Annotated in this window: 12 protein-coding genes; 3 read left to right on the top strand and 9 right to left on the bottom strand. The window is 60.9% G+C overall.

The features are described 5' to 3' along the window. Positions 1 to 47 precede the first annotated feature (47 nt). Complete coding sequence (locus tag M2394_RS16425) at positions 48 to 230, bottom strand: hypothetical protein (protein WP_259173167.1); 183 nt, start codon at positions 228 to 230, stop codon at positions 48 to 50. Positions 231 to 578: 348 nt separating this feature from the next. Further along, positions 579 to 890: a DUF962 domain-containing protein gene (locus M2394_RS16420; protein WP_178925299.1), complete on the bottom strand. Its 312-nt coding sequence runs from the start codon at positions 888 to 890 to the stop codon at positions 579 to 581. Between the two features lie 161 nt (positions 891 to 1,051). Between M2394_RS16420 and M2394_RS16415 the strand changes: the two genes are divergently transcribed. Continuing rightward, positions 1,052 to 2,110 carry an AraC family transcriptional regulator gene (locus M2394_RS16415; protein WP_178925297.1) on the top strand — a complete coding sequence of 353 codons (1,059 nt, stop codon included), beginning with the start codon at positions 1,052 to 1,054 and terminating at the stop codon, positions 2,108 to 2,110. Here M2394_RS16415 and M2394_RS16410 read toward each other — a convergent pair. The 7 genes from M2394_RS16410 to M2394_RS16380 form a co-directional block, all read right to left on the bottom strand. Further along, positions 2,067 to 3,521, bottom strand: coding sequence for a TrkH family potassium uptake protein (locus M2394_RS16410; RefSeq protein ID WP_259173166.1), 1,455 nt, complete (start codon positions 3,519 to 3,521; stop codon positions 2,067 to 2,069). The two genes, M2394_RS16415 and M2394_RS16410, sit on opposite strands and share 44 nt — an antisense overlap. Before the next feature lie 261 nt (positions 3,522 to 3,782). Next, positions 3,783 to 5,126, bottom strand: a complete 1,344-nt coding sequence (locus tag M2394_RS16405) for an imelysin family protein (RefSeq protein WP_259173165.1) — start codon at positions 5,124 to 5,126, stop codon at positions 3,783 to 3,785. Positions 5,127 to 5,254: 128 nt separating this feature from the next. Beyond that, entirely contained in the window at positions 5,255 to 7,306 is a 2,052-nt protein-coding gene (locus M2394_RS16400; RefSeq protein ID WP_259173164.1) for a bifunctional diguanylate cyclase/phosphodiesterase, read from the bottom strand. Positions 7,307 to 7,526: 220 nt separating this feature from the next. Further along, the gene (locus M2394_RS16395) at positions 7,527 to 7,769 is read right to left on the bottom strand and encodes a hypothetical protein (RefSeq protein ID WP_259173163.1); all 243 of its coding nucleotides are present in this window, start codon (positions 7,767 to 7,769) and stop codon (positions 7,527 to 7,529) included. A 91-nt stretch (positions 7,770 to 7,860) separates the two neighbouring features. Beyond that, the gene (locus M2394_RS16390; protein ID WP_094950838.1) at positions 7,861 to 8,457 is read right to left on the bottom strand and encodes a superoxide dismutase; all 597 of its coding nucleotides are present in this window, start codon (positions 8,455 to 8,457) and stop codon (positions 7,861 to 7,863) included. 178 nt (positions 8,458 to 8,635) lie between these two features. Next, the gene (locus M2394_RS16385) at positions 8,636 to 9,235 is read right to left on the bottom strand and encodes a LysE/ArgO family amino acid transporter (protein WP_178925081.1); all 600 of its coding nucleotides are present in this window, start codon (positions 9,233 to 9,235) and stop codon (positions 8,636 to 8,638) included. Between the two features lie 6 nt (positions 9,236 to 9,241). Further along, positions 9,242 to 9,643, bottom strand: coding sequence for an ACT domain-containing protein (locus M2394_RS16380; RefSeq protein WP_178925083.1), 402 nt, complete (start codon positions 9,641 to 9,643; stop codon positions 9,242 to 9,244). 99 nt (positions 9,644 to 9,742) lie between these two features. Between M2394_RS16380 and M2394_RS16375 the strand changes: the two genes are divergently transcribed. Together M2394_RS16375 and M2394_RS16370 are read left to right on the top strand one after the other, a co-directional pair. After that, on the top strand, positions 9,743 to 10,636 hold the full coding sequence (locus M2394_RS16375) for a LysR family transcriptional regulator ArgP (protein WP_178925085.1): 894 nt from the start codon (positions 9,743 to 9,745) through the stop codon (positions 10,634 to 10,636). A 52-nt stretch (positions 10,637 to 10,688) separates the two neighbouring features. Next, positions 10,689 to 11,687: an NAD(P)-dependent oxidoreductase gene (locus M2394_RS16370; protein ID WP_178925087.1), complete on the top strand. Its 999-nt coding sequence runs from the start codon at positions 10,689 to 10,691 to the stop codon at positions 11,685 to 11,687. The last annotated feature ends 57 nt before the right edge of the window (positions 11,688 to 11,744 follow it).

Raw genomic sequence — 11,744 nt, 5'->3', positions numbered from 1 at the left:
GGCCTGCGCAGGGTGGCAAAAGCAAAAAACGTCAGCTCAAAAAGACGTCAAGGCTGGGCAGGGGCCAACAGTTGGGTGGTCACCAGGGCGGCCAAGGCGTTTTCCTGGGTGCCGAAGCGCTTGAGCAGCAGGGCCTGTTTGTCGGCGCTCAGACGGTTCCATACTTCAACCATCTGCAGGGCAGCGTCGAGTACGGCGGCGTCGGCGGCGTCGGGAAGGGTGTCGGTCATCGCGGTATCCAAAGTCTTCAGGCAGTGTGGAAAGCGCTCAATGTTGCGCTTTCCACACGGTCTGTTACGGCGTCAGTCCTGGCGTTTGCTGTCGACTGGTTTTGCTTCTTTGGCCTCAGGCTGCTTGTTGCTGGCCTGCTGCGGTGTTGGCTGCTCGGTTGGGTGCAGGCTTGGGAAGGGGAGATTAGGTATCTCGTGCATCGTCGTCGCTCCTCGCAAGGTCTGTTTTATCAATCGCAGGTGATTCCGCGCTCTCAAAAAGCCTTGGCAGGATACAGCACCTAAAATGACAAAAAGATTTTTATCTCGCCGGATGTACGAACTTTCACGGTTAAAACGGTCGTGGGGCTAGAACGGCACCTTGCCCAGGATCATGTCGCGGTACATCACAAAATCCCCCAGCAGGCTGTAGAACGGGTGCTGGAAGGTCGCCGGGCGGTTTTTTTCGAAGAAGAAATGGCCGACCCAGGCAAAGCTGTAACCGGCTATCGGCAAAGCCAGCAACAGGCCCAACGAACCTCTGCCGATGGCGTAGGCCAGGATGCCAATCACCAGCGTGGTGCCGATAAAGTGCAGGCGCCGGCAGGTGCTGTTGCCATGTTCGCTCAGGTAATACGGGTAGAACTCGGCGAAGCTGTTGAATTGTCTGACATTTTCCACGGTAGCCGGCCCTCTCGTTATTGTGGTGCCCAACAGATGTTCGGCGGGGAGCTTATTTGAGTCTAGAGTGATCAGTGGTAACAGCCAGTGACAATAGATGCCACTTTAGTATCCTTGGCTTCCTGGCTGCCGTTTTAAGCCTGCTTTTTTAAGAAGACGCCATGAGCGAACGAACAACTTCTGCAAGCTGGGCGATGGGGATAGTCAAGGCGTTGGAAATGGACGGCTTGGACTGCCGGGCCTTGTTCAAGCAACTGGGCCTGGACTATGCCGCCCTCAGTGACCCTGACGCGCGTTTTCCACAAGACTCCATGACCCGACTCTGGCAACGGGCGGTCGAGCTGTCGGGCAACCCGGCGATCGGCCTGAACATGGGCAAGGTGGTGCGTCCGGCATCGTTTCATGTGGCCGGTTATGCGCTGATGTCCAGCAACACGCTGGCCGAAGGTTTTATGCGCCTGGTGCGCTATCAGCGGATCATCGCCGAAAGCGCCGACCTGAGTTTCAGACTATTGCCCGAAGGCTATGCGTTGATTCTGACGGTGCATGGCGATCACTTGCCCCCCACCCGGCAAAGCGCCGAGGCTTCGCTGGCCAGTGCCCTGGCGCTGTGCGGCTGGTTGACCGGGCGTACCCTGCAGCCGCGCAAGGTGCTGTTGCAAGGCGATCAACCGGTGGACCTGGCGCCCTACAAACAAGCTTTCCACGCGCCCCTGGAATTCAACGCGCCCTATGACGCGCTGATTTTCGAGCGGGCCGACATGGACGCGCCGCTGCCCACGGCCAACGAGGCCATGGCGCTGCTGCATGATCGGTTTGCCGGTGAATACCTGGCGCGTTTTTCGGAAAGCCGCGTGACCCACAAGGCGCGGCAGGTGCTGTGCCGCCTGCTGCCTCAGGGCGAGCCCAAGCGTGAGGTGGTCGCCCAGACCCTGCACCTGTCCCAGCGCACGTTGCAGCGGCGTTTGCAGGAGGAGGGCACCAGTTTCCAGTCGCTGCTCGACGACACCCGCCGCGAACTGGCCGAGCAGTACCTGGCACAGCCGAGCATGACCCTGCTGGAAATCGCCTACCTGTTGGGGTTTGCCGACCCGAGCAATTTCTTCCGCGCGTTTCGCCGCTGGTTCGACGCCACGCCCGGCGAATACCGGGCGCGGTTGCTGGAAGCCTCGACGATCAGTGACGCCAGAACGCCGGAATGCACAGAACAAAGACTGTAATGATCTCCAGCCGTCCCAGCAGCATGCCGAACGACAGGATCCACTTGGCTGCATCTGGCAGGCTGGCGAAGTTGCCGGCCGGGCCGATGGTCTCGCCCAGGCCCGGGCCCACGCCGGACACGGTGCTGGCGGCGCCGGTCAACGCGGTCATCCAATCCAGCCCCAGCAGCGACAAGGCCAGGGCAATCGCGCAGATGGTGATGGCGAAGAAGAACGAAAAGGTCAGGATCGAGCGTACGATTTCTTCATCGAGGCGGTGGCCGTTGTACTTCTGCTTGATCACCGCGCGCGGGTGAATCAGCTGGTTCAAGTTGGCCTTGAGCAGGATATAGGCGACCTGGAACCGGAAGATCTTGATGCCGCCCGCCGTAGAGCCGGAGCAGCCGCCGACAAAGCCCAGGTAGAAGAACAGCATCAGTGAGAAGTTGCCCCAGATGCTGTAGTCCCCCAGTGCAAAGCCGGTCGTGGTGACCACGGACGTGACGTTCACCGCCACATGCCGCAGCGCGTCCAGCCAGTGCAAGTTGGTGGTCCACCAGTACCAGGTGCCCAGCACCAGCCAGGTCACGATCAACAGGCCGAGCAAGCCTTGTACTTGCTGATCCTTGATCAGTGCCCGACGGTTGCCACGCAACGTGGCCACATACAGGGTGAACGGCAGGCTGCCGAGGATCATCACCACCACCGCCACCCAGTGCACGGCGGGTTGTTTCCAATGGGCCAGGGATTCATCGGAGGTGGAGAAGCCCCCGGTGGAAATGGCTGACATCGCGTGATTGATCGCATCGAACAGGCCCATCCCGGCCCACCAGAACGCCAGGCTGCCGAGGATCGTGATGCCCACGTAAGTCGCCACGATCAGGCGCGCCACCATGTGTGAACGGGGCATGACCTTCTCTGAACGGTCCGAAGACTCGGTCTGGAACAGGCGCATGCCACCGATGCGCAGCAGCGGCAGGATCGCCACCGCCATGCCGATAAAGCCGATGCCGCCGAGCCAGTGCAGCAACGAGCGCCACATCAAGATGCCCGGGGACATGCTGTCCAGCCCGCTCAGCACCGTGGAACCGGTGGCGGTGATGCCGGACATGCTTTCAAAAAACGAGTCGGTGTAGCTGATGTGCTGGGTCAGCAGGAACGGCAAGGCGGCAAACACGCACACCACCACCCAGCTTGTCACTGTGAGCAGGTACATGTCCCGGGGGCGCAGGTGCACGTGCTCGGGACGGCCGGGAATGACCAGGGCCAGGCCGGCGATAAAGGTGATCATGCTGGCCCACAGGAACGAGGGCAGGTCTTGGGTACGTTCGAAGATCACCAGGGTGGCCATCGGGACGACCATGGCGATCGCAAGGGTGATCAGGAAGATGCCGATGATGAAACCGATGATGCGTAGGGTCGGCAACGCCATGAAGTGAGCTCGGGTGATTGGGCAGAGGCGCCATTCTACCCGGGGTGCAGGGTAAGTAAACCGGCCCCTTCAGGCGATACGGAGCAAATGTGGGAGCGGGCTTGCTCGCGAATGCGGTGTGTCAGTCACTGGATATTTGGCTGACCTACCGCATTCGCGAGCAAGCCCGCTCCCACATGGGTTTTGCGGTGTTTGATTGATCGCAGAACTACAGACATAAAAAAGGCGACCCGCAGGTCGCCTCTCTCAACGCGGCGCGGATCAGAACTCGTGATCAGCGTTATCCGGGTTCAGGTCGCTGATGCCCAGCTTGCCGGCGGCGGCTTCGATCGAACCGGTCTGCTTGACCAGTGCGGCGATGGCGTCGCGCACGATTTGGTTGCCCTGGTCGTTACCGGCAGCGATCAACTGGTCGTAGTGCTCGCCTTTGTTGGCGTGGTCAACCATGACCTGGATCTTCGCTTCGGTCGACGCCAAGTCGGCCTTGAGCGCGCTGTCGGCAGCCGGGTCGGCCTTGGCCACCAGGGACGACAGGCTGGCGCCGGTCAGTTTGGTGCCGTCGACGCGGGTGTACTCGCCCAGGTAGACGTTGCGGATGCCCTTGGCGTCGTAGAAGTGCGAGTTGTGGGTGTTGTCGCTGAAGCAGTCCTGCTCGTCTTCTGGCGAGTTGGCTTCCAGGGAAACCTTCATGCGCTCACCGGCCAGTTCGCCCAGGGACAGGCTGCCCATGCCGAACAGCATTTTGCGCAGGCCGTCGGTGGCAGGTTCTGCCTCCAGGGTGGCGCGGTAGTTGTCTTCGACGTTGGGTTTCCAGTTGCCGACCATTTCTTCCAGGTCGCTGACCAGCAGCTGGGTCACGGCGCGCAGGTAAGTGCGGCGACGCTCGTTGTTGCCGCCCGTGGCGCCGTCGCCGGTCAGGTAGTCGGAGGCAGGGCGGTTGCCCGCGCCAGGGCCGGTGCCGTTGAGGTCCTGGCCCCAGAGCAGGAATTCGATGGCGTGGTAGCCGGTGGCAACGTTGGCTTCGGAACCGCCCAGCTCATTGAGGCTGGCGAGTTTTTCCGGGGTGATCTCCTTGACGTCGACCTTGTCTTCGCCAACCTGGATCTCGGTGTTGGCGATGATGTTGGCGTTGGCGCCTGGGTTACCCAGGGCATGCTCGTAGGATTTGTCGACATAGTCGATCAGGCCTTCGTCCAGGGGCCAGGCGTTCACCTGGCCTTCCCAGTCGTCGATGATGGTGTTGCCGAAGCGGAACACTTCGCTCTGCAGGTACGGCACGCGTGCGGCGATCCAGGCGGTACGGGCTGCTTTGAGGGTTTCGTCGTTCGGGTTGGCGAGGAAGGTGTCGATGGCGGTTTGCAGGGTTTTCGCAGTGGACTCGGCGTCGCTGTACACCGCGAACACCATGTCAGCGTAATGCGCGACCACGGCTTTGGCGGCCGTTTCGTCGACCTGGCCTGCTGGGGTGGCAGCCGCTGGAGCGGTAGTGCTGGCAGCCGGGGTCGGCGCCTGGTTTGCGGTGGCCTTGTCTTTACCTTCGCCGCAACCGGCGAGAGAAATGGCAATGGCCAGCAGACTGGCGGTGGCCAGGGGCATACGAATCATGGCGAACATCCTGCTTCGGTTGTTGATAGGGCGCGCGGGGGAGCGCAAAAAACTGCGACATAATGCGAAAGATTTGCATTTTGTGTAAAGGTTTATACGAGGGAAATATTTAGTATCGTTTTGCCGCTTCAGAGAATCGCCGCGTTGTTGCGCTCGGACTGCTTCAGGAAGGCCGCCAACTCCCGGGCCGGCAGCGGTTTGCTGTAGTGATAGCCCTGACCTTCATGACAGCCCTCGGAGATGATGTAGGCCTCTTGTTCGGCCGTTTCCACCCCTTCGGCGATCACCTGCATGCCCAGGCTTTTGCCCAGTTGGATGATGGCGCGCACGATGGTCGCATCGTCGTCGTCATCGAGCAGGTCCTGGACGAAGCTTTTGTCGATCTTGATCTTGTCCAGCGGCAGGCTCTTGAGGTAACTCAACGACGAATAGCCGGTGCCGAAGTCATCGATGGCGATCAGCGCCCCGGAACGACGCAGGCTCAGCAGGTGCTGGGCGGCGGTGCTGATGTCTTCCATCAGGCCGGTCTCGGTGACTTCCAGTTCCAGGCTGCGCGGCGGCAGGCGGTAGATCTGCATCAGGTTGTTGACCACCCGCGGCAACTCGGTGTGGTGCAGTTGCACCGTGGACAAGTTGACCGCCATGCGCAGGTCGGTGAAGCCCAGGTCATGCCATTCACGCAGTTGTCGGCAGGCCTGGTCCAACACCCATTCGCCGATCGGAATGATGGTGCCGTTCTGTTCTGCCAGCGGGATGAACAGGTCCGGCGGCACCAGGCCGTGCTCCGGGTGCTGCCAGCGAATCAACGCTTCCACACCCACCACGCGATGGTCGCGGTAGCTGATCTGCGGCTGGTACACCAGGTGGAACTGCTCGCGGTTCAGGGCCTCGCGCAGGTCCTTTTCCAGCTCGCGGCGCCGGCGCATTTCGCTGTCGACGCTGGCGATATAGAACTGATAGCGGTTGCGCGAGCGGCTCTTGGCCAATGTCATGGTCTGTTCGGCTTTTTGCAGCAGCTTCTCGGTGCTGTCGCCGTCTTCCGGGAACAAGGTGATGCCGATAGTGGCGCGCAGGCGAATCTGCTCGTGCTCCAGGGCAAACTCGGCTTCCAGGTCATCCAGGATGCTTTGCGCCAGTTCGGCGGCTTCGTAGGGCTGGTCGATATCGGCCTGCACCAGCGCAAATTGGTCACCGCCCAAGCGGGCGAGGGCACCCAGGCGGCCGCTGTGGGCGCGCAGGCGGTCGGCCAGGGCCAGCAGCAATTTGTCACCGGCCTGGTAGGTGAACTGTTCGTTGACGCTTTTGAAGTCATCCAGGCCCACGCACAACACCGCCACGCGGCGCTGACGACGGCCGGCGTCGATCAGGATCTTGTCCAGTTGCTCCTGCAGTTTCTGGCGGTTCGGCAAACCGGTGAGAAAGTCGTACTGGGCCATGCGCAGCAGGCTGCTTTCGGCTTCATGGCGCAAATGGGTGTTGCGCTCGATGGACTCTAGCAACTGGTTGGCGGTATTGATCCACAGGCCCAGCTCGTTGCGTTCGTGACCCTTGAGCGAAGGGATCTTGTGTTCGCTGGGCCGGTCCGGGTTGATCGAAGTCAGGTGTTCGATGATCCGCGACAACGGCTTGGTCAGCAGCCAGTGATAGACCAGGTACAGCACCAGGCCCATGGCCAGGGCGCGCAGCACGCCGGAAATGAAGATGATCACCGAACTGACCAGAAAGCCCTTGCCGTAGGTGGCGGTGTCCAGGGTGATGCTCAGGTCGCCGTAATACTCGCTATACGGGCCTTTGCCGACCAACGAGGTCGTAAAGGTCCGTTCCTGGCCAAGAATCAGGTCGGTCAACCAGCGGGAGGGCGACTGCTGAAGTGCGCGGCTTTTTTCTGCGAGCATGGTTTCGTTGGGATGGCCGATGGAGGCCATGCGCACGGCATCGTCCTGGAACAGGCCCTCAATCACTTGCATGCCCATTTCGCGGTCCAGGCTGTAGACGGCCTGGGTCGAGGGGTCGCGAAACATGTCGAGGATGCGCTGGGCATCGCCGGCCACGGCCTGGCGCGTCTTGTAGGCATCGAAAACGATCTGCGCCGCACTCAGCGCCACGCCCACGATCAATGCCGACAGCAGCACAACCCGTAGCAACTTCACCGACAAGCTGTTTTTGAGTTCCAGCTTCAAAGGGTCATTCCTTGTTCCATGCGGGTAGCCTCAATATGCCATGAGTATTGGCAATCTCGTGATGGCAGTCAAAGGAACATTGGGGGGAAGACTCAATTGAGATTGTGGCTGGGTAAGCGTGGGGGGCTGAGAGTCTGGGTGCCGGTCACTGACCCTCAATGTTGAGGGCTTGTAGGATAGAAGGCCGTACGGGCCGGCCTTCCAGTGAGACGTGCCTGGGTCAGAAAGTAATCTGGTTCTGAGGCTGCGACTCTGTATTACCTGCAATTTTTTCTGCATCTGGCATTTTGTCCAGCAGCTTGCCAGCCACGTCCAACGCGCCTTTTGCCAAGTCCATTCCCTTATCGAGAAGGCCCGTTACCATCGGCACTGCACCTACAACCATCGAAATAGGGTCCATCGTCATACTCCACATTTGATTGGGAGGGTTATTCCTCACGCGACTTGAGTGGAAATATTTCATTAGTGAGTTCCATGATTCTTCGTCGGTGTTTCCAAGTAACGCCCACAAAAAAGCCCGGCAATTGCCGGGCTCTTTCTACTGCAAGGGTTGCTTAGGCAGTGAAGGTCTTGCCTTCGAACTGCTCAGCCACGAACTTCCAGTTGACCAGGTTCCAGAACGCTTCCACATACTTTGGACGCACGTTGCGGTAGTCGATGTAGTAGGCGTGTTCCCACACGTCGCAGGTCAGCAGCGGGGTGTCGCCGCTGGTCAGCGGGTTGCCGGCGCCGATGGTGCTGGCCAGGGCCAGGGAACCGTCAGCCTTTTTCACCAGCCAGCCCCAACCGGAACCGAAGGTGCCGACGGACGTCTTGGTGAACTCTTCCTTGAACTTGTCGAACGAACCGAACGCAGCGTTGATGGCGTCGCCAAGCGCACCGGTAGGTTGGCCACCGGCGTTTGGCGCCAGGCAGTTCCAGTAGAAGGTGTGGTTCCAGACCTGAGCGGCGTTGTTGAAGATGCCGCCCGAAGAGGATTTGACGATCTCTTCCAGGGTCTTGCCTTCGAACTCGGTGCCAGGCACCAGGTTGTTCAGGTTCACGACATAGGTGTTGTGGTGCTTGTCGTGGTGGTATTCCAAGGTTTCCTTGGAAATGTGCGGCTGCAGGGCATCGTGTGCGTAGGGCAGCGGCGGCAATTCGAAAGCCATGATGATTCTCCTAATCAGGTCAGTTGCGGTGAGCGCAAGGCCGATCACGGGCGGCCAGACAAGCGCCGGGGAGTTTGTACTCTTTGCGGCGCAGGGGCTGGATCATAGCACCGGGGGTGCGGCAAAACCACGCAACAACTGTGTGGGATAGAGGTTCCAGAGCGTTTTGGAATATTCGCTACGCGGCAATCAATTGATAGGCCACGCTGAACATCATCACCGCCACCAGCAAGTCGAGCAGACGCCAGGTCGCCGGGCGTGCCAACCAGGGCGCCAGCCACGCAGCGCCGAGCGCCAGGGTGGCAAACCACAGGAACGACGCGCTGGCCGCACCGGCCACGTAGGCACCCGGTTCGGTTTGTTGGGCGCCCAGCGAGCCGATCAGCAGCACGGTGTCCAGGTACACGTGGGGGTTGAGCAGCGTCACGGCCAAAGCGCTGAGCAACACGGCGCGCAATGAGCGCACCTTGAGGTTTTCGCCCTGCTCAAGGCTTTGTTTGGAAAACGCCCGGCGCAACGCCAGGGTGCCGTACCACAACAGGAACGCCGCGCCGCCCCAGCGCGCAACCGCCAGCAACAACGGGTTCTGTGCCAGCACCGTGGCCAGGCCGAACACACCCGCAGCCACCAGCAACGCATCGCACACCACGCACAGCGCCGCCACGGGCAAGTGATGTTCACGGCGCAGGCTTTGCGCCAGCACAAACGCGTTCTGCGTGCCGATGGCCATGATCAGGCCCAGGGCCACCAGCAGCCCATTCAGATAGCTTTGCCACATAGCGAGTTACTCCGCGTCTGCTGCCAGCTGCCGCAAGACGGCCATGGCGCGCTCGGCATCTGCACGGCCGACAAACAGGTGGTCGTGATAGAAGCCGGCGATCACATTGCAACTGATGCCTGCCTTGCCCAAGGCGCTGGCAAACGCAGCCGTCAGGCCAACGGCTTCAAGGGCCGAATGCACATTCAGGGTGATCCAGGCGGCGACGTAGTCGAAGCCCAGCCCGGCGTCTTCTGCTTGTTGGCGCTCGACAATCACCGTCAGGCCTTCGCTTTCGCGAAAACTGCCGATCACCTCGCACCCTGGCGGGATACGGTTGTCGGGCAGGGTGCAGAACACGTAGTCGCCGTCATTGAGTTGCGGGCTCATGCTGCGCAGCAGGGTTGCCAGGGCGGTTTCGCCAGCCATGTGAAGTTCCTTGAAGTAGAGAGAAGCAATGCTGGTCATTCTCACGGGCTACGCTGTATAAGAAAAACCAATATTGCTGATCGCTCATTAGAGAAACTGATGTTCGACTATAAATTGCTTTCCGCCCTGGCGGCGATTGTGGAACAAGCCGGTTTTGAGCGCGGCGCCCAGGTGTTGGGGCTGTCGCAATCGGCGATCTCCCAGCGCATCAAGTTGCTGGAAGCCCGTATTGGCCAACCGGTGCTGGTGCGCGCTACGCCGCCGACGCCCACCGACATCGGCCGCCGTCTGCTCAACCATGTGCAACAGGTGCGGCTGCTGGAGCGCGACCTGCAAAGCCAGGTGCCGGCGCTGGACGAAGAAGGCATGCCCGAGCGCCTGCGCATCGCCCTGAATGCTGACAGCCTCGCCACCTGGTGGGCCGAGGCGGTCAGTGGCTTTTGCGCCGAGCAGCACTTGTTGCTGGACCTGGTGGTGGAAGACCAGACCGTGGGCCTCAAGCGCATGCGTGCCGGTGAAGTGGCGGCCTGTATTTGCGCCAGCGAGCGCCCGGTGGCCGGCGCCCGCAGCTTGTTGCTCGGTGCCATGCGCTATCGGGCGTTGGCCAGCCCGGCCTTTATTGCGCGGCATTTTCCAAACGGGGTACGTGCTGATCAGTTGGCCCGGACTCCGGCGCTGGTGTTCGGCCCGGATGATTTCCTGCAGCATCGCTACCTGGCTTCCCTCGGTGTGGACGGCGGTTTCGAACACCATTTGTGTCCTTCGTCCGAAGGGTTTATCCGCCTGACAGAGGCCGGCCTGGGCTGGGGCCTGGTGCCGGAGTTGCAGGTGCGTGACCAACTGGAAAAGGGCGTTTTGGTGGAGTTATTGCCAGATAAGCCCATCGATGTGCCGCTGTACTGGCATCATTGGCGCAGTGGCGGGCAATTGTTGGGCTTGTTGACCGACCATCTGGCCCAGGCGTGTGGCCAATGGCTGGTGCCGTTGGGGTGACAGCGGGCGTCAAGGCAACAGCGATGAAAAACGAAAGAACACGGGGTAATACATGAAAATTCTGGTCACCGGCGCAAGCGGCTTCATTGGCGGGCGCTTTGCGCGTTTCGCCCTGGAGCAGGGCCTGGACGTGCGGGTCAACGGGCGACGTGCCGAAGGTGTGGAGCACCTGATACGGCGTGGCGCCGAGTTTATCCAGGGTGATCTGAACGACGCCGATCTGGTGCGCGAGCTGTGCCGCGATGTCGAGGCCGTGGTGCATTGCGCCGGTGCCGTCGGGTTGTGGGGCAAGTACCAGGACTTCCACCAAGGCAATGTGCTGGTCACTGAAAATGTCGTCGAGGCCTGCCTGAAACAACGGGTGGGGCGCCTGGTGCACTTGTCGTCGCCGTCGATCTACTTTGATGGGCGCGACCACCTGGGCCTGACCGAAGAGCAGGTGCCCAAGCGTTTCAAGCATCCTTATGCCGCCACCAAGTACCTGGCCGAGCAAAAGGTGTTCGGCGCCCAGGAGTTTGGCCTGGAGGTGATTGCCCTGCGCCCGCGCTTTGTCACCGGCGCCGGGGACATGAGCATTTTCCCGCGCCTGCTGAAAATGCAGCGCAAGAACCGCCTGGCGATCGTCGGCGACGGCTTGAACAAGGTCGATTTCACCAGCGTGCACAACCTGAACGAGGCGCTGCTCAGCAGTTTGCTGGCCACGGGCTCGGCCTTGGGCAAGGCCTACAACATCAGCAATGGCACGCCGGTGCCGGTGTGGGATGTGGTGAACTACGTGATGCGCCAGATGGACATGCCGCAGGTCACCCGATATCGGTCCTACGGCCTGGCCTACAGCGTGGCGGCGTTGAACGAAGCGTTCTGCGCGATGTGGCCGGGGCGTCCGGAGCCGGCGTTGTCACGCCTGGGCATGCAGGTGATGAACAAAGATTTCACCTTGGATATCAGCCGGGCCAGGCATTATCTGGACTACGAGCCCAAGGTCAGCCTGTGGACCGCCCTCGACGAGTTCTGCAGTTGGTGGAAAGCCCAGGATCCTGGGCTCAAGTAAGCTCACATCAGGCAACACATCGGGAACCGAATTCGAGGTTTCGGGTCGACCAGTGCG

Source organism: Pseudomonas sp. BIGb0164, assembly GCF_024810135.1.
Lineage (GTDB): Bacteria > Pseudomonadota > Gammaproteobacteria > Pseudomonadales > Pseudomonadaceae > Aquipseudomonas.
This window is presented reverse-complemented; position numbering and strand designations above follow the sequence as displayed.